General features: G+C 74.8%; 22 protein-coding genes and 1 tRNA gene. 19 read left to right on the top strand and 4 right to left on the bottom strand.

Annotated features, from left to right (window positions below):
* Positions 1 to 32 precede the first annotated feature (32 nt).
* Entirely contained in the window at positions 33 to 1,040 is a 1,008-nt protein-coding gene (locus ZF1_RS02035; RefSeq protein ID WP_482636355.1) for an HAD family hydrolase, read from the bottom strand.
* Between the two features lie 603 nt (positions 1,041 to 1,643).
* Here ZF1_RS02035 and ssd point away from each other — a divergent pair.
* Genes ssd through ZF1_RS02000 form a run of 7 tightly spaced genes read left to right on the top strand, consistent with a single transcriptional unit; the run spans position 1,644 to position 6,597 of the window.
* The gene (gene ssd, locus ZF1_RS02030) at positions 1,644 to 2,735 is read left to right on the top strand and encodes a septum site-determining protein Ssd (RefSeq protein ID WP_357438565.1); all 1,092 of its coding nucleotides are present in this window, start codon (positions 1,644 to 1,646) and stop codon (positions 2,733 to 2,735) included.
* Positions 2,732 to 3,889: a TadA family conjugal transfer-associated ATPase gene (locus tag ZF1_RS02025; RefSeq protein WP_357438568.1), complete on the top strand. Its 1,158-nt coding sequence runs from the start codon at positions 2,732 to 2,734 to the stop codon at positions 3,887 to 3,889. Before ssd ends, ZF1_RS02025 begins: the two co-directional genes overlap by 4 nt.
* A complete protein-coding gene (locus ZF1_RS02020; protein WP_357438570.1) occupies positions 3,883 to 4,704 on the top strand; it encodes a type II secretion system F family protein in 822 nt (273 codons plus the stop codon). The genes ZF1_RS02025 and ZF1_RS02020 overlap by 7 nt, the downstream gene beginning before the upstream one ends.
* A complete protein-coding gene (locus ZF1_RS02015; RefSeq protein ID WP_357438573.1) occupies positions 4,701 to 5,414 on the top strand; it encodes a type II secretion system F family protein in 714 nt (237 codons plus the stop codon). Before ZF1_RS02020 ends, ZF1_RS02015 begins: the two co-directional genes overlap by 4 nt.
* A gap of 58 nt (positions 5,415 to 5,472) precedes the next feature.
* The gene (locus ZF1_RS02010; protein ID WP_208823421.1) at positions 5,473 to 5,673 is read left to right on the top strand and encodes a DUF4244 domain-containing protein; all 201 of its coding nucleotides are present in this window, start codon (positions 5,473 to 5,475) and stop codon (positions 5,671 to 5,673) included.
* Positions 5,651 to 6,166, top strand: coding sequence for a TadE family type IV pilus minor pilin (locus ZF1_RS02005; protein WP_357438576.1), 516 nt, complete (start codon positions 5,651 to 5,653; stop codon positions 6,164 to 6,166). Before ZF1_RS02010 ends, ZF1_RS02005 begins: the two co-directional genes overlap by 23 nt.
* Positions 6,163 to 6,597 (top strand): Rv3654c family TadE-like protein, encoded by a 435-nt coding sequence (locus ZF1_RS02000; protein ID WP_357438579.1) that lies wholly within the window; start codon positions 6,163 to 6,165, stop codon positions 6,595 to 6,597. The genes ZF1_RS02005 and ZF1_RS02000 overlap by 4 nt, the downstream gene beginning before the upstream one ends.
* 374 nt (positions 6,598 to 6,971) lie before the next feature.
* Here the strand turns inward: ZF1_RS02000 and ZF1_RS01995 are convergent, their stop codons facing one another.
* The gene (locus ZF1_RS01995) at positions 6,972 to 9,521 is read right to left on the bottom strand and encodes a DEAD/DEAH box helicase (RefSeq protein WP_357438581.1); all 2,550 of its coding nucleotides are present in this window, start codon (positions 9,519 to 9,521) and stop codon (positions 6,972 to 6,974) included.
* A gap of 367 nt (positions 9,522 to 9,888) precedes the next feature.
* Between ZF1_RS01995 and ZF1_RS01990 the strand changes: the two genes are divergently transcribed.
* The 5 genes from ZF1_RS01990 to topA all read left to right on the top strand — a co-directional run bounded on the left by ZF1_RS01990 (position 9,889) and on the right by topA (position 17,428).
* Positions 9,889 to 12,192: a sodium-translocating pyrophosphatase gene (locus tag ZF1_RS01990; RefSeq protein WP_251783082.1), complete on the top strand. Its 2,304-nt coding sequence runs from the start codon at positions 9,889 to 9,891 to the stop codon at positions 12,190 to 12,192.
* Positions 12,193 to 12,311: 119 nt separating this feature from the next.
* Positions 12,312 to 12,917 (top strand): hypothetical protein, encoded by a 606-nt coding sequence (locus ZF1_RS01985; RefSeq protein WP_357438582.1) that lies wholly within the window; start codon positions 12,312 to 12,314, stop codon positions 12,915 to 12,917.
* Between the two features lie 74 nt (positions 12,918 to 12,991).
* Positions 12,992 to 13,594 (top strand): hypothetical protein, encoded by a 603-nt coding sequence (locus ZF1_RS01980; protein WP_357438585.1) that lies wholly within the window; start codon positions 12,992 to 12,994, stop codon positions 13,592 to 13,594.
* A gap of 75 nt (positions 13,595 to 13,669) precedes the next feature.
* Positions 13,670 to 14,260, top strand: a complete 591-nt coding sequence (locus ZF1_RS01975; protein ID WP_357438682.1) for a hypothetical protein — start codon at positions 13,670 to 13,672, stop codon at positions 14,258 to 14,260.
* Positions 14,261 to 14,491: 231 nt separating this feature from the next.
* Entirely contained in the window at positions 14,492 to 17,428 is a 2,937-nt protein-coding gene (gene topA, locus ZF1_RS01970) for a type I DNA topoisomerase (protein WP_482636354.1), read from the top strand.
* Between the two features lie 68 nt (positions 17,429 to 17,496).
* Here topA and ZF1_RS01965 read toward each other — a convergent pair whose 3' ends face one another.
* The gene (locus ZF1_RS01965; protein WP_224403783.1) at positions 17,497 to 17,970 is read right to left on the bottom strand and encodes a GatB/YqeY domain-containing protein; all 474 of its coding nucleotides are present in this window, start codon (positions 17,968 to 17,970) and stop codon (positions 17,497 to 17,499) included.
* Between the two features lie 38 nt (positions 17,971 to 18,008).
* Here ZF1_RS01965 and ZF1_RS01960 point away from each other — a divergent pair, with 38 nt between their 5' ends.
* Complete coding sequence (locus ZF1_RS01960) at positions 18,009 to 18,959, top strand: metallophosphoesterase (protein WP_357438590.1); 951 nt, start codon at positions 18,009 to 18,011, stop codon at positions 18,957 to 18,959.
* 37 nt (positions 18,960 to 18,996) lie between these two features.
* Positions 18,997 to 19,070: transfer RNA gene (locus ZF1_RS01955), tRNA-Pro, on the top strand.
* A 55-nt stretch (positions 19,071 to 19,125) separates the two neighbouring features.
* Here the strand turns inward: ZF1_RS01955 and ZF1_RS01950 are convergent.
* The gene (locus ZF1_RS01950; protein ID WP_357438593.1) at positions 19,126 to 19,884 is read right to left on the bottom strand and encodes a TetR/AcrR family transcriptional regulator C-terminal domain-containing protein; all 759 of its coding nucleotides are present in this window, start codon (positions 19,882 to 19,884) and stop codon (positions 19,126 to 19,128) included.
* A gap of 67 nt (positions 19,885 to 19,951) precedes the next feature.
* Between ZF1_RS01950 and ZF1_RS01945 the strand changes: the two genes are divergently transcribed.
* The 5 genes from ZF1_RS01945 (at position 19,952) to ZF1_RS01925 (ending at position 22,763) form a co-directional block, all read left to right on the top strand.
* A complete protein-coding gene (locus ZF1_RS01945) occupies positions 19,952 to 20,344 on the top strand; it encodes a VOC family protein (protein WP_224403785.1) in 393 nt (130 codons plus the stop codon).
* 29 nt (positions 20,345 to 20,373) lie between these two features.
* The gene (locus ZF1_RS01940) at positions 20,374 to 20,886 is read left to right on the top strand and encodes a polyketide cyclase (RefSeq protein ID WP_357438596.1); all 513 of its coding nucleotides are present in this window, start codon (positions 20,374 to 20,376) and stop codon (positions 20,884 to 20,886) included.
* 57 nt (positions 20,887 to 20,943) lie between these two features.
* The gene (locus ZF1_RS01935; RefSeq protein WP_073575791.1) at positions 20,944 to 21,276 is read left to right on the top strand and encodes a hypothetical protein; all 333 of its coding nucleotides are present in this window, start codon (positions 20,944 to 20,946) and stop codon (positions 21,274 to 21,276) included.
* A gap of 349 nt (positions 21,277 to 21,625) precedes the next feature.
* Positions 21,626 to 21,829: a cold-shock protein gene (locus ZF1_RS01930; RefSeq protein ID WP_020627798.1), complete on the top strand. Its 204-nt coding sequence runs from the start codon at positions 21,626 to 21,628 to the stop codon at positions 21,827 to 21,829.
* A 103-nt stretch (positions 21,830 to 21,932) separates the two neighbouring features.
* Positions 21,933 to 22,763: a phosphotransferase gene (locus ZF1_RS01925; RefSeq protein ID WP_357438598.1), complete on the top strand. Its 831-nt coding sequence runs from the start codon at positions 21,933 to 21,935 to the stop codon at positions 22,761 to 22,763.
* The last annotated feature ends 7 nt before the right edge of the window (positions 22,764 to 22,770 follow it).

The following is a 22,770-nucleotide window of genomic DNA, read 5'->3' as shown; positions in this document are numbered from 1 at the left end:
GGCGACGCCCTGCCCACAGGCCGGCCGTCGCGTCAGCGGCCACCGCGGGCGGACCGGGCGACGGCCGCCCCCGCCACCAGCGCCGCGAGCACCCCGCCGACCGCCGCCGCACCGAGCAGCGCCGGGTTCCGCCACGGCCCGCCCGCACCGGCCCCACCGGTGTCCTCGCCGGTCCCCTCGGTCGCCCGCCCGGCGTGGACACCACCGCGGGCCCCGGCCGCGAACCGGTCGGACAGCCGGTCGCGCAACCGGAACAGCCGGTCCCGGCGGGAGGCGGCGCGCACGAACGCGAGCACCGGCCACCCCCGCTCACGGGCGATCACCCGTAGCTCCCGGTCCGGGTTCACGACGGACGGCTGCCCGACCGCCTCCAGCAGCGGCAGGTCGGTGATCGAGTCGGTGTAGGCGGCGCACCGCGCGAGGTCGAGTCCCAGCTCCTCGGCGATCTCCCGGGCAGCGACGGCCTTGCCCTCCCCGTAGCAGTAGAACGCGATCTCCCCGACGTAGCGGCCGTCCTCGATGTGCATCCGGGTCGCCCGGAAGCGCGTGATCCCGACCAGCTCGGCGATCGGCTCGACGACCTCCAGCCCCGACGCCGACAGCAGCACGATCTCCGCCCCCTGCGCACGGTGGTGCTCGATCAGCCGGACCGCCTCGGGGTAGACGAGCGGGCCCACGATCTCCTGCAACGTCTCGGCGACGATCGCACGGACCCGCGCCACCTCCCAGCCCTGACAGATCAGCACCATCCGCCGGCGCAGGGTGTCCATCGTGGACGCGTCCGCCCCGGCGAGCACGAGCAGCAGCTGAGCCCACGCCCCGCGCAGGACGGTCGCGCGGTCGATCAGACCGGCGCGGGCGAACGGACGCGCGAACGCCAGCGCACTCGACCCGGCGATGATCGTGTTGTCGAGGTCGAGGAACACCGCCCGGGGGCCGGAGGTCCGGTCCGGTGCGACGGGGGCTGTGGAGAACTCGGGCACGACGTCCAGCCTGCCCGAACCGGGACGCGCCTCGTCCCCGGTCCCCGACTCTTCCACACCCCGCCGACCGTCGGCCCCACGACGGGCGCCGCCCGTCCCCGCACCGCCCGGCCGGGGGTATGAGCACGCCGATGACCGGCAGCGGAGGGTGATCGAACGTACGCGACCGGTCGCCCGGACGCGCCCACCGGTCAGTGGCGCAGTTCACCCCGCCGGGGTCGAGAGCGACATCGCCGCCGGTACCGGTCGGCGCAGGCCACGGCCGGAGTATGGGCGCGACCGGCATGTTCCGGCTACAGTTGACCGAGCTCGGACGTGGTCCGAGCGGGTTCAGCTCGACCCCCCGGGGCTGAACCGCCCGACGGCCCCCGCCAATCCCCCCTGGCGGGGGTCGTCCTACGTCCGGGGTCGGACGACACGGTCGTGTCGGTCGCCCGCCTCCCGGCGCTCCGGTTCTGCTCCTCCGTGGCGCGCCCGCGAGGGCCCTCCCCCGTGCTCCATCCTCCCGCACGACACCGACGGAACCGGTGAGTTGTCCACAGGTCGGGCCGTTTCCACCACGTTGTCCACAGGCCCGCGATCGGGTCCGGCGGAGCCCTCCCGGGACCGCACGCTCGACACCGGGGCCCGCACCGGCGGGCCGGTGTGGAGGACGACGCGATGGACCGGCGCTGCCTGATCGTGGCCGACGATCCCGAGCTGCTCGACGCGCTGCTGCGGCTCGCCGCGGCAGCCGACATGGACGCCCAGCGCGCGGTCGACGCGGCCGACGCCCGCCGTGCCTGGGCCCGCGCACCGGTCGTGCTGCTCGACCGGGCCGGGGCCCGGCGCTGCGATGAGGCCGGTTTCCCACGCCGCGACGGCGTCGTGATCACCGTCCCCGGCGAGCCCGCCGCGGAGGACTGGCGGATCGCGGTCACCCTCGGCGCGGACCGGGTCGTGCAGCTCCCCCAGGGCGAGGCCGGGCTGGCCGGGATCCTCGCCGACGCCCGGGAGCGCGCGGCGGGCGACGGGCGGGCCGGCCGGGTGCTGGCCGTGGTCGGCGGCAGCGGTGGGGCGGGCGCCTCGGTGCTCGCCACCGCCGTCGCGCTGACCTCCGCGCGGGCCGGGGAGTCCGCGCTGCTGGTCGACTGCGACCCGCTCGGCGGCGGCCTCGACCTGATGGTCAGTCTGGAGCAGGAGGCCGGGCTGCGCTGGCCGGAGCTGTCGGTCGGCGACGGCCGGGTGCGCGCCGCGTCGCTGCACGCCGCGCTGCCGCGGGCCGGGTCCGGGCGCACCGCGTTGTCGGTGCTGTCCTGCGCGCGCTCCCCGCACGGCCCCGAGCCGGCCGCGGTCACCGCGGTCCTCGACGCCGGGCGTCGCGCGGGCGGCACCGTCGTGTGCGACCTGCCCCGCTACCCCACCGACGCCGCACTCACCGCTCTCGGCACCGCCGACCTGACCGTCCTGGTGGTCCCCGCCGGGCTGCGGTCCTGCGCCGCGGCCGCCCGGGTCGCCGACGTGCTCGCCGAACACGCCCGGGCCGTGGAGCTGGTCGTGCGCGGGCCGTCCCCCGGCGGCATCACCCCCGACGAGGTCGTCGCCTCCCTCGGGCTGGCGCTGCTCACGACCATGCGCCCGGAGCGCGACCTCGCCGGTGCCCTCGAACGGGGGCGGACCCCCGGCTCCGGGCGGGGCCCACTCGCCACCGCGGCCCGGGCCGTGCACGAGCGCCTCTCCGGCTCGGCCGGCCCCCGGCGGGTGGCGTCGTGAACCCGCTGGTCGACCGGGTGCGGGCCCGGCTGGCCGACGCCGGCGGCGAGACCGGGCCGGCCGCCGTCGCCGCGGCGGTGCGGGCCGAGTCCGGTGGGGTCGCATCCGATCTGGACGTCCTCGCCGCGCTCCGCACCCTGCGCCAGGAGTTCACCGGAGCGGGCCCGCTCGACGCGCTGCTGCGCGACCCGGCGACCACCGACGTGCTGGTCACCGCGCCCGACGCCGTCTGGGTCGACCGCGGCGACGGGCTGCGCCGCACCGGCATCACCTTCACCGACGAGGCCGCGGTCCGGCGGCTCGCCCAGCGCCTGGCGCTCGCCGCGGGCCGCAGGCTCGACGACGCGAGTCCCTGCGTCGACGGCAGACTCCCCGACGCCGGGGTCCGGCTGCATGCCGTCCTCCCACCGGTGGCGGCCGCCGGGACCGCGATCTCGCTGCGGGTGCTGCGCCCCGCCGGACACGACCTGGCCGCCCTCCGGCGGACCGGCACCCTCGACGCGACCGGCGAGGCCCTGCTGCGCGCGATCGTCGCCGCCCGGCTGGCCGTGCTCGTGGCCGGTGGGACGGGCAGTGGCAAGACCACGCTGCTCAACGCGCTGCTGGGCGCGGTCGACCCAGGCGAGCGGCTCATCACCGTCGAGGACGCCGAGGAGCTCTCCCCGCGCCATCCACACGTCGTGCGGCTGGTCGCCCGGCCGCCGAACATCGAGGGCTCGGGTGGCGTGCCGCTGCGCGAGCTGGTGCGTCAGGCGTTGCGGATGCGTCCGGACCGGCTGGTCGTCGGCGAGGTCCGCGGCGCCGAGGTGTGCGACCTGCTGGCCGCGATGAACACCGGTCACGACGGCGGCGGCTGCACCGTGCACGCCAACTCGGTCCGCGAGATCCCGGCCCGGATGCGCGCGCTCGCCGGGCTCGGCGGCATGTCCCCCGCCGCGCTCGACGGGCAGCTGACCGCGGCCGTCCAGGTCGTACTGCACATGCGACGCCGCCCCGGCGCCGGCCGGACGCTCGACGAGATCGGCGTGCTGGGCCGCTCCGACGACGGCACCCCCCGCGTCACCGCCGCCTGGAGCCGCGGCAGCGGGGCCGGACCGGGCCGCGACGAGCTCGCCACGCTGCTGCGCGACCGCGGGGTCGGTGTGCCGTGCTGAGCACACTGCCCGGGACAGCGCAGGGCGTGGCGGTCCCCACCCTGCTCGCGCTGGCGGTGCTGACGCTGCCTGCGGCCCCGGGCCGATCCCGGTGGCGGGCCCTGACCGGCACCGCGGCCGGCCTCCCGACGGCCCGGCTGCTCGCCCCGCCGTTGCCCCTGCTCGCCGCGCCGCTGGGGTGGCTGCTCCTGGGCCCCGCCGGTGCGGTGTGCGCGGCGGGGGTGGCCTGGGGTGCGCGGCGCCGGGTCGCCGCGCGCCGCGCCGCGGAACGGGCCGCGTCGACGGCGGCCGAGCTCGCCGACGCGCTCGCCCGGATCACCGACGAGCTGCGCACCGGCGCGCACCCCGCGGCCGCACTGGCCGGGTACGTGCACGACGGGCCGCTCGCCCGCGTGCTGCTCGAGCCGGCGGCCGTCGCCGCGCGGATCGGTGAACCGGTACCGGAGGCACTGCGCCGGACGGCGCGGGGGCCCGCCCGGCGCGACGTCGAACGGGTCGCAGCGGCCTGGGAGCTCGCCGACACCCACGGCGCCCCGCTCGCCGACCTGCTCACCGGGCTGCTCGACGACATCCGCTGGCGGATCGCGCACGGCGCCCGGGTGCGGGCCCAGCTGGCCGGACCCCGGGCGACGGCGTCGGTGCTGACCGGGTTGCCGTTGGCCGGGATCGGTCTCGGGCAGCTCATGGGTATCGCGCCGCTGACCGTGCTGCGCACCGGCCTGCACGGGCCGGCGCTGCTGCTGACGGGGGCCGTCCTCACGGTCGCCGGGGCGGCGTGGGCCGACCGGATCCTGCGTGCGGCGGTGCCGACGTGACCGCGGCCGCGCTCGGGCTCGCCGCGCTCGCCCTGGCCGTCGGCGGCGGGCGTCCCGGGCCGGGACGGCTGCGCGGGCTGCGTGCCGTCGTCGGCACGGCTGCGGCCGCGGCGCCGCCCCGCACGGCGGTCCTCGCACTGCTGGTCCCCGCCGGGGCCGCACTCGGCGGAGCCCTCGGCGGGGCGGGTGGCGCGGTCGTCGGCGCGGCGACGGGCGGCGGGCTGCTGTGGCTCGCCCGGCGGGCGGCCCGCGGGCCGGCCGCGCCGGTGGACTCCGCGGACCTGGCCGCCGCCTGGGACCTCCTGGCGACGTGTCTGGCCGCCGGTCTCGCCGTCGCGGACGCCGTCGGAGCCGCGGCCCGGCGGCTCGACGGCCCGGCCGGTGAGGCGCTGCGCCGGGTCGCGGGCCTGCTCGCCCTGGGCGCCGACCCCGACGACGCCTGGGCCGCCGCCGCCCCGGTCCCCGAGCTCGCCGGGTTCGCCCGCGCGGCGGGCCGGTCGGCCCGTACCGGTGCCGTCCTCGGACGCTCCGCCGCGGCGGAGGCGGCCCGGCTGCGCGCCGGTCTGGCGGACCTCGCCGAGGAGCGGGCGCAGCGCGCCGCGGTCCGCATCACCGCCCCGCTGGGGCTCTGCTTCCTGCCCGCCTTCCTGGTCCTCGGCATCGTGCCGGTCGTGATCGGGCTGGCCGGGGAGGCGTTCGCGCGGTGGTGACCACCGCCGCGCGGCGACCGGGTCCGCACCCCGCGGGCCCCCGACGAAGGAGACACCGATGACCCCCACCCGTTCCCAGCTGCACCGCCGGCTGCACGCACTCGCCTCCGACGACGACGGCATGTCCACCGTCGAGTACGCCGTCGGCACCGTCGCGGCTGCGGCGTTCGCCGCGCTCCTCTACGCGATCGTCAGCGGCGGCGACGTCCTCGCCGCCCTCACCGGGATCGTGCAACGTGCGCTGTCCACGACGCTCTGACCCCCACCGCACCGGCCGCGGCGGTCGCCGCACCGTCGCCCGGGGTGCAGCCGTCGGCGCCACGAACGGCCTGGCGAGTTCCCCGGCGGAGGACGACGGTGCGGTCACCGTCGAGGCGGCGCTGGCGCTCGGCACCCTGGTCGCGGTCACCGCGGCGGCGGTCGGAGCCGTCGCCGCGGTGGCGGCCGGGGTCCGCTGCACCGACGCCGCCCGCGAGCTGGCCCGCCAGGCCGCACGTGGCGACACCGAACGGGGCCGGGCCGTGGCCGCGCAGCTGGCCCCGGCCGGGGCCGAACCGGAGCTGCGTCTCGACGGCGATCTCGTCGTCGTGACGGTGCGGGTCCGGCCGGTCGGGCTGCTGCCGGTCACGATCAGCGGCACCGCGAGCGCCGCGGTCGAACCCGGCGTCGCGACCGGCGTGGCCCGGTCCGGGGCCCAGGCGGACCGGCCCGGCGTCACAGCCGGGTCGGCCCCGCCCGGCGGCGCGTCATGAGCCGCCCGGCCCCTCCGCGCCGGGGCGACGACGCGGGCGTCGCCTCGGTGTGGGCCGCGACGGCGGCGGCGGTGCTGCTGCTCGTCGGCATCGTCGGCGTCGACCTGGCCGCCGCCACCCGCTCCCGGCACGTCGCCTCCGCCGCCGCGGACCTGTCCGCGCTCGCGGCCGCCGGCCGGTCGGTGGACGGCACGGCCGCTGCCTGCGCCCGTGCCGCCGACCTGGCCGACCGCAACGGCGCCGAGCTCCTGACCTGCCGCCTCGACGGCTGGGACGCCATGGTCGAGACCCGGGTCGCCTGGTCGGGGCTGCTCCCGCTGCGCGGTCCCGCGCGGGCGAGGGCACGTGCAGGCCCGGCTCCCGTGGACACCGGCCCGCCCCCGGCGAGCGGGACCGTGGACGGTTCCGGCCCCACCGCGGAGCCGTCGTGAACTCCCCCGGACGTGATCACGATCTCGGTGAGCGGTCCACGCCCCCGGATGAACGGACGGCGAACCCCGGAGCACACCGTCATCACGAGTGCTTACGACGAACGTCCCAGCGCGACCGCGTTTCGTCGTGGGGGCCTGACCGATCACCGACGTCGCGCGGCCCGCATCTGGTCACCGTCGCGACACTCGGGCCTACTGGGAGTCGCAGGGACGGGCAGGGTCCGGTCCGCTCCCGCCACGAAGACCACGCTCCCCAGACAGCGACGACGTCGGAGCGCCCCTGGCGCCCCCGTCCGATGTCGTCGCACGTGGTTGCCACCGGCCCGCCCCCGCCCCCGACGGGCGGGCCGGTGGTACCCCGTCCGGTTCCGCGATCATCGCGAACCGGTCGGGGCACCGCCTTCCAGCGCGTCGAGGACCAGGTCCAGCACCTGCACCGCCCCCGTCTTGTCCAGCGGGTTGTTGCCGTTGCCGCACTTCGGGGACTGCACGCAGGACGGGCAGCCCGTGCGGCACTCACAGTCCCGGACCGCGGCGCGGGTCGCCGCCAGCCACCGCCCCAGCACCTCGTGGCCGCGTTCGGCCAGGCCCGCGCCGCCCGGGTGCCCGTCGTGCACGAACACCGTCGGGAGCCCGGTGTCGGGGTGCAGCGCGGTGGACAGGCCGCCGATGTCCCAGCGGTCGCAGATCGCGAACAGCGGGAGCAGACCGATCGCGGCGTGCTCGGCGGCGTGCAGTGCGCCGGGGAGGCGTGCCTCGTCGATGGCGGCGTCGGCGAGCGCGTCGGGGTCGATCGTGTACCAGACCGAGCGGGTGTCCAGGCTCTGCGGCGGCAGGTCCAGCGCCGTCTGGTCGAGCACCGTCCCGTCCGGGGTGCGTCGCCGGTAGGCGACGACCTGGCTGGTCACCGTGGTCGCGCCGAAGCAGACCTGCACCGGTCCGTACCGGCGGTGCTCCATCACCTCGAGCACGGTGACGTCGGAGACCGACTGGGCCTCGGTGCGCCAGTCCGGGTCCTCGGCGTGGACGAGCGCGACGCCGTCGTCGAGGTCGAGCTCGTCGACGACGAAACTGTCGCCGCGGTGCAGGTACACCGCACCGGAGTGGATCGTGCCCGGGGCCGAGCCGCCGTCGACGGTGCCGAGCATCCGCCCGGTCGCCGCCTCCACCACGGCGACCTGCCCGAGCCCGGAGCCCCGGATGTCGACGTGCGCGGCGGGGGCGTCGCCGGTGTCGGGCCAGAACCAGCCGTGCGGTCGTCGGCGCAGCACGCCCTCGTCGACCAGGGCGTCGAGGACCTCCACCGCGGGGGCTCCCCCGAAGATCTCCTCGACGTCGACCGTGGTCAGTGGCATCTCCGCGGCCGCGCACGCCAGCTGCGGCGCGAGCACGTACGGGTTGACCGGATTGAGCACGCAGCTCTCCACGGGCGCCCCGATCAGCGAGCGCGGGTGGTGCACGAGGTAGGTGTCGAGCGGGTCGTCGCGGGCGACGAGCACGACGAGCGCCTCGTCGGCGGCCCGTCCGGCGCGCCCGGCCTGCTGCCAGAACGACGCGCGGGTGCCCGGGAAACCGGCCTGCACCACGGCGTCGAGCCCAGAGATGTCGACGCCGAGCTCGAGCGCGTTGGTGGTCGCGACCCCGAGCAGCTCGCCCGACATCAGGTCGGCCTCCAGCGCGCGGCGTTCCTCGGGCAGGTAGCCGCCGCGGTAGGCGGCCACCCGCGCGGCCAGCTCCGGAGCGATCTCGGCGACCTGGCGCTTCGCACCGAGCGCGGTGAGCTCGGCGGCCCGCCGGGACCGGACGAACGCCAGGGTGCGGGCGTCGGTCAGGACGAGGTCGGCGAGCATCCGGGCGACCTCGGCCCCGGCCGAGCGGCGGACCGGCGCCCCGTTCTCCCCGGTGATCTCGGCGAGCAGCGGCGGCTCCCAGAACGCGACGGTGCGCCCGGCGTGCGGGGACCCGTCCTCGGTGACGGCGACGACGCCGCGTCCGGTCAGCCGGGACGCGAACTCCTCCGGGCGGGCCACCGTCGCCGACGCGAGCACGATCACGGGACGCGCGCCGTAGCGCGCGGCGAGGCGCAGCAGCCGGCGCAGCAGCAGCGCCACGTGCGAGCCGAACACCCCCCGGTAGGTGTGGCACTCGTCGACCACGACGTAGCGCAGCCGGCGGAGGAAGGTCGTCCAGCGTCCGTGCCGGGGAAGGATCGACCGGTGCAGCATGTCCGGGTTGGAGAACACCCACCGGCAGTGCCTGCGGACCCAGTCACGCTGGTCCATGGGGGTGTCGCCGTCGAACGCGGCGGGCCGGACCCCGTCCGGGGCGAGCCCGTCGAGGGACCGCAGCTGGTCGGCCGCGAGTGCCTTGGTCGGGGCGAGGTACAGCGCCGTGGCCCGCGGGTCCTCGGCCAGCCCGGCGAGCACCGGCAGCTGGTAGACCAGCGACTTCCCCGACGCCGTCCCCGTCGCGACGACGACGTCGGCGCCGGAGTGCACCAGCTCCGCACCCTGCGCCTGGTGCGACCACGGGCGGGTCACGCCGCGGGCCGCCCAGGCCGTGCGCAGCGGCTCGGGCGTCCAGCCCGGCCAGTCGACCGGGTTCCCGGCCCGCGCCGGGATCCGCACGACGTGCCGCAGCGGGTCGTCGACGGCGCCGACCCCGTCGTCGACGGAGCCGCGGGATTCGTGAGAACGGTCGGAACCGAGGAGACCGTCAGGACCGTCGAAGCCGTCCTGCGCGGCGAACGTCCCGGCACCCGGCCCCGGCCCCGGCCCCGGCGCGTCCGTGTCGGCGGCACCGGACGCCCACGTGGTGTCGGCACGGGCCGGGTCGAGCCCCGAGCCCGCCAGCACGCGACGCAGCAGCTCCACCCCGCGCTGCGACCCGTCCGGGCCCTGCGTGCTCTCCGCCGTCGCTCCCACGACCGACCACGATGGCACAGATGTTCGAACGCTCCGCCGTCGCTCCCGGTGGCCGACCCGAACCGCCGGCCCGCAGCCGGTCGGATCGCGGAAGTCGTTGCACCGCAGTTGATCTGCAGGTTCCCCGATTGCGTCGCAACATCGTGTGGGATTGATCACTTTTGCCAGTTCGTTACGTCTTGTGATCCCAATCGCACTGAGGGATGCACCACACTCCTAGACTGCACCAGCCCGGTCACCGGTGGACGCCGCCCGGGCCCAGTCGACGCCGACGAGGCCGTCGCCGCCCGGACGGGTCGAGCCACACCGGCCCGTCCCGGCCGCCGGGGACCTCGCCGGCCGGATCCTTTCCACCGGGAGGACACGGATGTCCCAGCCCACCTACCTCGCCCAGGGCCTCGAGCTCGGCGGCGGGGACCTCGCCATCGTCGGCGTGGTCGCGGTGGTCGCCCTCGTCGCCCTGGTCGTCGGCGGTCTCCTGTTGCGGGAGGTGCTCTCCTACGGCGAGGGCACCCCGAACATGCAGGAGATCGGCCGCGCGGTCCAGGAAGGCGCCACGGCGTACCTCAACCGTCAGTTCCGCACGCTCGCGATCTTCGCCGCGATCGTGTTCGTCCTGCTCTTCGCGCTCCCCGCCGAGGACCTCGGCGAACGCATCGGCCGGTCGATCTTCTTCGTCGTCGGCGCGGTCTTCTCCGCGATCATCGGCTACCTGGGCATGTGGCTCGCGACGCGCGCGAACATCCGGGTCGCAGCCGCCTCGCGCGAGACGGGCGGCCGGGAGAAGGCGACCCGCATCGCGTTCCGCACCGGCGGCGTCGTCGGCATGTTCACCGTCGGCCTCGGCCTCTTCGGGGCCGCGATCGTCGTGCTCGTCTACGCCGGCCAGGCGCCCCGCGTCCTGGAGGGCTTCGGCTTCGGCGCGGCACTGCTCGCGATGTTCATGCGGGTCGGCGGCGGCATCTTCACCAAGGCCGCCGACGTCGGCGCCGACCTGGTCGGCAAGGTCGAGCAGGGCATCCCCGAGGACGACCCGCGCAACGCGGCCACCATCGCCGACAACGTGGGCGACAACGTCGGCGACTGCGCCGGCATGGCCGCCGACCTGTTCGAGTCCTACGCGGTGACCCTGGTCGCCGCGCTGATCCTCGGCACCGCGGCGTTCGGTCTGCAGGGACTGCTGTTCCCGCTGATCGTCCCCGCGATCGGCGTGATCACCGCGATCCTCGGCGTCTACCTGACCAAGGCCCGCGCCGGGGAGAACACCCTGCGCGCGATCAACCGCAGCTTCTACCTCTCGGCGCTGTTCGCCGGGGTGCTGTCGATCGTCGCCGCCTACGTCTACCTCCCGGGCACCTTCGGCGAGCTGCTGAACCCGACCGACACCAGCGTCGTCGGCCTCGCCGGCGACCCGCGCCTGATCGCCTCGGTCGCGGTCGTCATCGGCATCGTGCTGGCCGCGGTCATCCTCAAGCTGACCGGCTACTACACCGGCACCGAGGACCGTCCGGTCAAGGACGTCGGCGAGTCCTCGCTGACCGGCGCGGCCACCGTGATCCTGTCCGGCATCTCGATCGGCTTCGAGTCCGCCGTCTACACCGCCCTCGTCATCTCCGCGGCCGTCTACGGCGCGTTCCTGCTGTCCGGCTCGATCGTCGTGTCGCTGTTCGCGGTCGCGCTGGCCGGTACCGGCCTGCTGACCACGGTCGGCGTCATCGTCGCGATGGACACCTTCGGCCCGGTCTCGGACAACGCCCAGGGCATCGCGGAGATGTCCGGTGACGTCGAGGGCGAGGGCGTCGACATCCTCACCGAGCTCGACGCGGTCGGGAACACCACCAAGGCGATCACCAAGGGCATCGCGATCGCGACCGCGGTGCTCGCCGCGACGGCGCTGTTCGGCTCCTACCGCGACGCGATCAGCCAGGCCCTGGCCGGGGTGAACATCGCCGCGCAGGACGCCGGGACGGCCTTCGCCTACGAGGTGTTCAGCCCGAACACCCTGGTCGGTGTGATCATCGGCGCCTCGGTGGTCTTCATGTTCTCCGGTCTCGCGGTCAACGCGGTGACCCGCGCCGCGGGCGCGGTGGTCTACGAGGTGCGCCGCCAGTTCCGCGAGCACCCCGGGATCATGGACCGCACCGAGCGCCCGGAGTACGGCCGCGTCGTCGACATCTGCACCCGGGACTCGCTGCGCGAGCTGGCCACCCCCGGTCTGCTCGCCATCTTCGCCCCGATCGCGGTCGGGTTCGGTCTCGGTGTCGGCCCGCTGGCCGGCTACCTGGCCGGTGCCATCGCGACCGGTGTCCTGATGGCGATCTTCCTGGCCAACTCGGGCGGCGCCTGGGACAACGCCAAGAAGCTCGTCGAGGACGGCAACCACGGCGGCAAGGGTTCCGACGCCCACGAGGCGACGATCATCGGCGACACCGTCGGCGACCCGTTCAAGGACACCGCGGGCCCCGCGATCAACCCGCTGATCAAGGTCATGAACCTGGTCTCGGTGCTGATCGCCCCGGCGGTCGTGGTGCTGTCCACCCCCGACGCCAACCCGGTGATCCGGATCGTCATCGCGATCGTCGCCGTGGTGATCATCGCGGCCGCGGTGGTGGTCTCGAAGCGTCGCACCTCGGCGATCACCGACACCCCGGCCGAGAGCTCGGTCGGCTGACCGACACCTCGCAGGACCACGGCGGCCGCTCGTCCCATCGGGACGGGCGGTCGTCCTGCGTCGCGGGACGATTCGGATACTCTCCGCCGGACGGCAGTGATCACCCCGACGGAGGAGCGATGCGGACATCGCGAGGTCTCGCCGGACTCCTCGTCGCCCCGGCCGTCCTGCTGGCGGGCTGCGGCCCCTCCGGGCCGACCGTCGAGCAGTGGACCGAGTCGATGTGCGCGGCCGTGCTGCCCTTCGTCCGCACCGCCGTCGACACCCCCGGCGAGACCCCGGACCCCGCGCAGCGGCTGGGGGCCCTCTCGGACTACCTGACCCGCACCACCCAGGCCGCCGACGGCGCGCTGGGCGACCTGGACCGGCTCGGCCCGGCCCCCGTCGACGACGGCGAGGCCCTCTCCGCACGGCTCCAGGGCGGGCTGGGCGAGATCCGCTCGGCGTTCTCCGGGGCGCGCTCGCGGGTCGACGCCATCGACCCGGCCGACCCGGCCGCGGTGCAGCGCGACCTGCCCGCCGCGCTGGAGCCGCTCGCCCGCCTCGGCGGCACCACCGGACCCCTCGACGAGGTCACCGGCAACCCGGCGATCGCCTCGGCGTTCCGGGCCTCGACAACCTGCACAGATCTCACCCGGTCGGCGGAGCAGGCCTGCGCCACACCACCGCCCGGCGCACCCGCCGCTGCTCCGAACGGGCCAACCGGGGAGGGTGGAAGCAGCTGACCGGCGACGGCGTCCTACCGTCGACCACTGTCCGTGCCCCGGGCCCCGACGGGCCCCGACCCTGGAGCCCGACGATGGCCACCCCCCGCCCGGCGCGAAGCGCCCGGGTCCTGCTCCCCACCCTGCTCGCCGCGCTCCTGGCCGGCGGCTGCGCGTCGAGCGTGGCCGGCACCCCCGCGGCGGACCCGGCTCCGCGGCCGACCGCGGGCGTCGGCGCCGACCCGGTCGCCTGGGGCGACAAGGTCTGCGGCGCGACCCTGGCCTACTACCAGCCGCTCAACACCCCGCCGAACTACGACGGCGCCGACCTCGCCGGCATCAAGACGCGGCTGTCGGAGTACCTCGGCAAGGTCGCGGCCGGCATCGACACCGGCAAGAAGCAGCTGACCGCGGCCGGCGAGTCCCCGGTGAGCGGCGGCGACGCGTGGGCGACCGCGGTGCGCGACATGCTCGACCGGTCCGGCACGACGATCGCCCAGGCCAAGAAGGACGTCGACGCGATCGACCCGAACGACGTCCAGGGCTTCAAGGGCAAGCTCGACGGCGCCCAGCAGAAGCTGCGGACGATCTCCGGTGCCCAGGGCCTGGACAAGATCGGCCCCACCCCGCGGCTGGACAAGGCGTTCGCGACCGCGCCGAAGTGCGTCGCCCTCAAGAAGATCAACGGTCCCGCCTGACCCGCCGCGTCACCCGTCCGGCGCTCCCTGCTGGGCAAGCTCGAACATGCGTTCTATGCTTCGCGGGTGCCGCAGATGTCGCTGTTCTCCGCGGAGGCCCGGCCGGCCGGGCTGACCGACCTGGCCGGGCTGCTCTGCGGGCCCGGGCGGATCGAGCGGTTCGGCGCCGGTGACACGGCCCGGTTCGACGTCCCGCTGCCGATCCAGGGGCGCGAGACGGCGCTGGCCGCGCTGGCGGCGGCCCGCGGCGTCACCCTCGCCCCCGGCGCGTCCGGGATGCGCAGCGCGTTCCGGCGCGACCTGGTCCCGCTGGCCCGCGCCTGGTGCACGCCGGACGGTCGCAAGCGGATCCCGCCGGACTTCCAGCTCGACGGCGCCACACTCCGGCTGTGGGCGCTCTCCGCGGGCACCCCCGACCTGCGGGGCGGGCACCTGCTGCTGCTCGACCCGCAGGCCCCGTGGACGCACGGCCCGCTGATCGCCGCCGCCACCCGGGCCGGCCTTCCCCCGGCACGGCTCGCCCCGGGGGAACACGGCGCGCCCGGCCCGGCGTTGCGTCTGCACGGAGCGCGCCGACTGGCCCGACTGGTGGAACTGGTGGGCCCCGCGCCGCGGATGACGAGCCCGACCGAGTGGCCCCGGCACCACGGCCGACCGGCCGCCTGACCTGCCGAACCACGGCCGGGTCTACGCTGGCGACTCGCCCGCTCCCAGTGGCACGAGCCACGACACGGGGCGACGACGGTGTGAGATCGTGCGATCGTCGACCCCGGAGAAGACGCTCAGCGCAACCGTCCCGGCACGCTCCGGGACCGCACGGTGTAACAGTGCGGGGTCGGGAAACGGCTACGACGTCGCAGGGACCGCGACGCAGCCGAGGAGATGAGGTAGGACCACGTGGCAGCAGCGACAACGGGAACGACGGGTTCGGCACGCACGTCGGGGGGCAGCACGCGCAAGCCGACCTCGACGGCGAACGCATCCGGCCGCCCGACGCGCCGCCTGGTGATCGTCGAGTCCCCCAGCAAGGCGAAGAAGATCCAGCCCTACCTGGGCAACGACTACGTCGTCGAGTCCTCGGTCGGTCACATCCGTGACCTGCCGCGCGGCGCGGCGGACGTCCCGGCCAAGTACAAGGGCGAGTCCTGGGCGCGGCTCGGCGTCGACGTCGACAACCAGTTCAGCCCGCTCTACATCGTCACGCCGGAGAAGCGCAGCACCGTCTCGGAGCTGCGCGAGGCGCTGAAGACCGTCGACGAGCTCCTGCTCGCGACGGACCCCGACCGTGAGGGCGAGGCCATCGCCTGGCACCTGCTGGAGACCCTCCAGCCGAAGGTCCCGGTCCGGCGGATGGTCTTCCACGAGATCACCGAGTCGGCGATCCGCGCGGCCGCCGAGAACACCCGCGAGCTCGACCAGCACCTCGTCGACGCGCAGGAGACCCGCCGCATCCTGGACCGCCTCTACGGCTACGAGGTCTCCCCCGTGCTGTGGAAGAAGGTCATGCCGAAGCTGTCGGCGGGCCGCGTCCAGTCGGTCGCGACCCGGCTGATCGTGCAGCGCGAGCGGGACCGCATCGCGTTCCGCTCCGCGGAGTACTGGGACATCGCCGCGACCCTCGACGCCGGGGAGAAGGCCACCCCGCGCTCGTTCGGTGCGCGGCTGCTGCAGGTCGACGACAAGCGCGTCGCCACCGGCCGCGACTTCGACTCGCTCGGGCAGCTGAAGAAGGGCTCCGCGGAGGTCGTCACCCTGAACGAGGCCGAGGCGCGCCGCCTCGCCGAGGGGCTGCAGGACCGTCCGATGGAGGTCGCGTCGGTCGACTCCAAGCCCTACACGCGCAAGCCGTACCCGCCGTTCATGACCTCGACGCTGCAGCAGGAGGCGGGCCGCAAGCTGCGGTTCTCCTCCGAGCGCACGATGCGCAGCGCGCAGCGTCTGTACGAGAACGGCTACATCACCTACATGCGTACGGACTCGACGACGCTGTCGGCGACGGCCATCGAGGCGGCCCGCTCGCAGGCCCGTGAGCTGTACGGCGACGCCTACGTCGCGGACTCGCCGCGCCAGTACACGCGCAAGGTGAAGAACGCCCAGGAGGCCCACGAGGCCATCCGTCCCGCCGGCGAGACCTTCCGGACCCCGGGTGCCATCGCCCGCGAGGTCGACGGCGACGACTTCCGCCTGTACGAGATGATCTGGCAGCGGACCATCGCCTCGCAGATGAACGACGCCCGCGGGACCACCGTGAGCGTCCGGATCGCGGGCACCGCGGGGGCCGGCGAGAAGGTCGTGTTCGCCTCCTCCGGCCGCACGATCACCTTCCCCGGCTTCCTCAAGGCCTACGTCGAGACCCTCGACGACGAGGCCTCGGGCCAGCAGGCCGACGACGCCGAGTCCCGGCTGCCCGAGCTGACCGAGGGCCAGCCGCTGACCGCCACCGAGCTGGTGCCCGACGGGCACTCCACCAGCCCGCCGTCGCGATTCACCGAGCCCGCGCTGGTCAAGGCGATGGAGGAGATGGGGATCGGCCGGCCGTCGACGTACGCGTCGACGATCAAGACGATCCTCGACCGCGGCTACGTCTGGAAGAAGGGCTCCGCACTCGTCCCGTCGTGGGTGGCGTTCGCCGTCGTCGGGCTGATGGAGCAGCACTTCGGCCAGCTCGTCGACTACGACTTCACGGCCGCGATGGAGGACGACCTCGACTCCATCGCCTCCGGTGACGACTCCCGCGTGCACTGGCTGTCCGGGTTCTACTTCGGCACCGACGGCGCGAGCAGCGGCTCGGAGATTGCCCGGGCCGGTGGGCTGAAGAAGCTCGTCGGGTCGAACCTCGAGGAGATCGACGCCCGCACGGTGAACTCGATCCCGATGTTCGCCGACGCGGCGGGCAACGACGTCGTCGTCCGGGTGGGGCGCTACGGCCCGTACCTGGAGCGGATCGTCGACGGCGAGTCCCAGCGCGCGAACCTGCCCGACGACCTGGCCCCGGACGAGCTGTCCGAGGAGATCGCCGAGAAGCTGTTCTCGGTGCCGCAGGAGGGCCGCAAGCTGGGCACCGACCCGGTCACCGGCCACGAGATCGTGGCGAAGGAGGGCCGCTTCGGCCCCTACGTCACCGAGCTGCTGCCCGAGCCCGAGGTGCCCGAGGGCGCCAAGAAGAAGCCGGCCAAGCCGAAGCCGCGCACCGGCTCGCTGTTCAAGTCGATGTCGGTCGACACCATCACCCTCGAGGACGCGCTGCGGCTGCTGTCGCTGCCGCGGATCGTCGGCACGGACCCGGACTCCGGTGACGAGATCACCGCGCAGAACGGCCGCTACGGCCCGTACCTGAAGAAGGGCACGGACTCGCGGTCGCTCTCCGGCGAGGAGCAGCTCTTCACGGTCACCCTGGAGGAGGCCCTGGAGATCTACAAGCAGCCCAAGCAGCGGGGCCGCGCCGCCGCGGCGCCGCCGCTGCGCGAGCTGGGCGAGGACGCCTCGACGAAGAAGAAGATGGTGATCAAGGACGGCCGGTTCGGCCCCTACGTCACCGACGGCGAGACCAACGCCAGCCTGCGCAAGGGCGACTCGGTCGAGGAGATCACCGACGAGCGGGCCTCCGAGCTGCTCGCGGAGCGGCGGGCGAAGGCCCCGGCGAAGAAGACGACGACCCGCAAGCCTGCGGCGTCGAAGAGCACGGCGTCGAAGAGCACGGCGGCCAAGGGCACCGCGGCCAAGACCGGGACCCGCACCGCCGCGGCGAAGAAGACGACGACCCCCAGCACCGCGACCAAGACCACGCCGACGAAATCGACCGGGACCCGGACGCGCAAGACCCCGACGACCTGAGACCGGTGACGACGACGGGCCCCGCTCCGGATGAACCGGTGCGGGGCCCGTCGTGTCGGCGGGGCCGGTCAGCCCGCGGCGAGGGCCTTCTTCACGGCGGCGGCGACGCGGCCGCCCTCGGCGCGGCCCGCCGCGGCGGCGTTCGCCTTCTTCATGACCTGGCCCATCTGCCTCATGCCGGGCTTCTCCCCGGTCTCGGACTCCACCTCGGCGACGGCGGCGGTCGCCAGGGCGGCCACCTCGTCGTCGTCGAGCTGGGTCGGCAGGTACCGGGCGAGGACCTCGCCCTCGGCGCGCTCACGGTCGGCGGACTCGGGGCGGCCGCCGTCGGCGAAGGCCTGGGCGGACTCGGCGCGCCGCTTGGTCTCCTTGGTGATGACCGCGCGGACCTCGTCGTCGGAGAGCTCCCGGGCGGTGTCACCGGCGACCTCGGCGTTGCCGATCGAGGTCAGGACGGATCGCAGGGTCGTCCGGACCAGCTCGTCCCTGGCCTTCATCGCGGTGGTCAGGTCGGCCCGCAGCTGCTCCTTGAGGGTGCTCACGGGTCGCCACGATAGTCCCGCGACGTAGGCTGGATCGCGTGAGTATCGCCGGGACCCTCGCCCGTACCGCCGCCGGCGCCGCCCTGCTCGGAGCGTCGGGCATCGGGTACGCGGCGGGGATCGAGCGGCGGCACTGGACGCTGCGCCGGGTCGAGCTGCCCGTCCTCGACGAGGGTGCGCGGCCGCTGCGGATCCTGCACCTGTCGGACTTCCACCTGACGCCGGGCCAGCGCAGCAAGATCCGGTGGATCGCTGCGCTGGACGAGCTCGACCCGCACCTGGTGATCGACACCGGGGACAACCTGGCGCACCCCGACGCCGTCCCGGGCGTGCTGACCGCGCTGGGGAGGCTGCTGGAGCGGCCGGGCGCGTTCGTGTTCGGCAGCAACGACTACTACGGCCCCACCCCGAAGAACCCGGCCCGCTACCTGCGCCGCGGGGACACGAGGCGGGTGCACGGGGCGGACCTGCCCTGGACCGACCTGCGCGCCGCGTTCCGCGAGCACGGCTGGGTCGACGCCACCCACGCCCGGCACGTGCTCGAGGTCGACGGCCGGACGGTCCGGATCGCGGGCGTCGACGACCCGCATCTGAACCTGGACCGCTACCCGCGCATCGCCGGCCACGACGCCGACGCCGACCTGCGCATCGGGCTGACCCACTCCCCCGAGCCGCGGGTGCTCGACGGCTTCGCCGCCGACGGCTACGACCTCGTCCTCGCCGGGCACACCCACGGTGGCCAGCTGCGGCTCCCCGGCTACGGCGCGCTCGTCACCAACTGCGGGATCGACCGGTCCCGGGCCCGCGGGGCGAGCCGCTGGGGCAGCCGGATGCGGCTGCACGTGTCGGCCGGGCTGGGCACCTCTCCGTACGCGCCGGTGCGCTTCGCGTGCCCGCCGGAGGCCTCGCTGCTGACCCTCGTCCCCCGCACGACCGGCCCCGATGCGCGGACGGGAACCCCCGCGCAGGCCTCGGAGGGCATCGGGTAGAGTTCTCCACGGCTCACGGGGAGACCCGGGTGTCCATCGGGGTGTGGCGCAGCTTGGTAGCGCGCTTCGTTCGGGACGAAGAGGTCGCAGGTTCAAATCCTGTCACCCCGACAACACGAAGGCCCAGGTCCGGCGGACCTGGGCCTTCGTCGTGTCCTGGTCGGAACTACGCCCCGACGAGCCCCGCGAGCCCGTCCAGGGTCCGCGCGAGGCCGAACTCCCACGCCCGGTCCGCGTCCCAGGCGCTCCCCTGGGCCGCGCCCACCGCGGAGCCGACCCGCACCGCCAGCGGGAAGACCTCCGGGTCCAGCACGCGCCCGAGCAGCGGCGCGTTGACCGCCCACCACTGCTCGTCGGTCTGGGACGACAGCAGGGCGGCGTCACGCGCCTCCTGCTCCGCGAGGGCGTGCTGCCGGACGAAGGCCAGCAGGTGCGACAGCGCGCTGTCCCGGTCCAGGTCCGACAGCCCCAGGCCGTCGAAGGCGTGCAGCTCGTACTCGTACTTCGCCATCTGGCCGGGCCCGAGGGACGGCCGGTGCGTGGAGACGGTCGCCGCCCACCGGTGCGCCCGGTGGAACGCGCGGTTGCCGTCGGCGAGCGAGGTGATGCGGTCACGCCACGGCCGGCCGGTGAGGTCGGGCATCGGCATCCCGCGGTAGGCCGCGTCGAGCATCAGGTCCAGCAGCTCGGCCTTGCCCGGCACGTAGGTGTAGGTCGTCATCGTGGAGACACCGAGCGCATCGGCGACCTTGCGCATGCTGAGGGCGGGCAGACCGTCCCGGTCGGCCAGGGCGACGGCCACCTCCACGACCCGGTCCAGCGAGAGCGACTGCCGCGGTCCGCGACGCGGGACGGCCGCGGGATCGCGCCAGAGGAGGGCGAGTGTGCGGTCCGGGTCGCCGGCGTTCGTTCGCGTGGGAGCCACGGGACGATTCTCCTCCACCCCTTCACGTACGCTGTACAATGTACGCTGTACAGAATCGAGGAGTCCCATGCACATCACCGCCTCCGCTGTCTCGCTGAACGTCGAGGACGTCGCCGCGTCACGTTCCTTCCTGACCGAGCACTTCGGGTTCGAGGTCGCCATGGCGGCGGACGGGTTCGCCTCGCTCACCCGCGACGACGTCGGCATGAACGTGATCTACCTGCGGCGCGGCCTGGCGACGCTCCCGGACGACCAGCGCGACGTCCACGCGGCCGGCCAGATCCTCGCGTTCACCGTCGACGACCTGGAGGGCGAGCTGTCGCGCCTCGTCGCCGAGGGTGTCGCGATCACCATGCCGCTGACCACCGAGGAGTGGGGCGAACGGGCCTTCCAGGTTCGCGACCCCAACGGTGTCGTCGTCCAGCTCGTCGACTGGAACGGGGCGACCTCCTCCCGGTAGCGGACGGCCTCCGGGTGCACGATGGACCCGTGATCGGTGACCGCTGGGGCGTGAGCGACGCCGAGACCGCCCGCCCCTACCCGTGCGACGAGTTGGTCCCGGCCCCCACGCTGCAGGCGTGGCGGGGCGTCTCCGTCGCCGCGCCGGCCGCCGCCGTCTGGCCGTGGGTCGCCCAGATCCGGCTCGCCCCGTACTCCTACGACTGGGTCGACAACCTCGGACGCCGATCCCCGCAGGAGCTCGTGGGACTTCCGGAACCGCAGGTCGGGGACACCTTCACCGCGACCGGCGGACGGCGGATCGGCCGGATCCTCTCGGTCGACCCCGGGGTGCAGCTCACCGGCAGCGTCCTGGGCGCCGTCATGTCCTACGTCCTCGCGCCGCAGGGGGCGGACACGACCCGCCTGCTGCTCAAGGTCGTCATGGGCGGCACCCGCGCGCTCGCGCCGCTGGTGTCGGTCGGCGACCTCGTGATGGCCCGGCGGCAGCTGCTGAACCTGGGACGGCTCGCCGAGGACCACAGCCGGCCACCGGGTCGTTGACGACACACCGGGCACGGTGGGGTGCGACGACGGGGTGTGATGCGCGATCCTGACGGGATGAGTGAGAACCCGGTAGCGCTCGATCTCGACGACGCGGGACTGGCCGGTGGCCTCCCCCGCCCGGCGCACCAGCTCGACGGGATCCAGGACGTACCGTTCCGCCCGGTCCAGTTCCGCGACAACGACCTCCCGACCGCACTGGAGCGCGCCGCGCAGTGGCTGCGGGAGACCCAGTCCTGGCTGGGTGAGCCGGTCGACGTGATCGCCATCCACCTCGACTACAACGAGGCGTCCGAGGCGGCGTACTACGAGCTCAAGCTGATGTGCAACGAGGAGGACCTCGCCGGGGCACCCATCGCGGTGCGCCAGCGGGCCGCCGCCGACGCCTGACCACACCCCGACGGGTCGTCGCCCCGGCACCGACCGTGCCGGGGCGGCGCCCGTCCAGTGATCAGAGTCACGCCGAGCATGACGATCAGCAGGTCGTGACCCCGCGGAACGGCCGCGGGAGCGTCTCGGGGCGGACGGCTGTTTGGCCGACACCGGGCCCTGCGGTAGCGTCCTCCTCGGTCACCGTAGTTCTGAGTTTCGTGTCTCAAGCGCGCTCGCAGAATGATGATGCGGGCGGATCCGCTGTCTTTGGTGTAGCTGAAGCTGGCTGCCGTCTGGGAATTCCTCTGACCCGGGCAGCCGCACGACGTGGTTGTTCCGTCCGAAAGCTGCATGACAAGGAGTCACCATGACCAACGGAACCGTGAAGTGGTTCAACGCCGAGAAGGGCTTCGGCTTCATCGCCCCCGAGGACGGCGGCGCCGACGTGTTCGTCCACTACTCGGCCATCGAGGGCTCGGGCTTCAAGGAGCTCCAGGAGAACCAGGCCGTGTCCTACGAGGTCACCCAGGGCGCCAAGGGCCCGCAGGCCTCCTCGGTGTCCCCCCGCTGACACCCCCGCCCGGCCGTGCGGCCGGGCACTGTTCCTCCGTCCGATGGCGGCATCCCCACGCGGGATGCCGCCATCGGCGTCTCCGGGCCGCTAGCGTGGCGGAGTGCCGCTGTCCGCCCGCCAGACCGCGCTGTTGGCGGACCGGTTACCCGGACACGAGGTCGTCGCCGACCACGGCTGGGGTCTGGTCGGGACCACCGTGCTGCAGATCCGCCACGCCGGTGCCGACCTCATCGTGAAGGCCGGCGACGACGCCGACACCCACATCGCCCGTGAGCTGCGCGCCCACCGCGAGTGGCTGGCCCCGCTCGTCGCCCGCGGCCGCGCGCCGGAGCTGCGCCACGCCGACGCCGACGCGAAGCTCCTGGTCACCCGCTACCTGCCCGGGGCCCTGGTGCAGGACACCCCCGCCGAGCACGAGGCGTCGACCTACCGCGGCGCCGGCGAGCTGCTGGCGCTGCTGCACGACCGGCCCGCCGTCGTCGACGAGGGGTACGGCGCCCGGCTGCGCGACACCGTCCTGACCAGGCTCGGGCGTCCGCACCGCATCGCCCCCGGGCTCCTCGCGCGGCTCCGGGCGGAGGTGGCCGGCTGGCCGACACCGGCGGCCCGGCTCGTCCCCACCCACGGCGACTGGCACCCGCGCAACTGGCTGGTGCACGACGGGGTCGTCGCCGTGATCGACCTGGGCCGGGCGGCACTGCGCCCGGCGTCCACCGACCTGGTGCGTCTCGCGGCCCGCCAGTTCCGGTGGGACCCGGCGCTGGAGACGGCCCACCACGACGGCTACGGCGGCGACCCGCGCGAGCCCGGCCCGTGGCGCCGGGAATGGGTCGCCGAGGCCGTCGGCACCGTGACCTGGGCCCTCCAGGTCGGCGACGAGCCGTTCGAGGCCCACGGACACCGGATGCTCGCCGAGGCGTTCCCCGACTAGCCTGCGC

The organism is Pseudonocardia sp. ZF1, from assembly GCF_056835605.1.
Note: the sequence above shows the minus strand (reverse complement) of the source record. Positions and strands in the feature narration are given on the sequence as shown.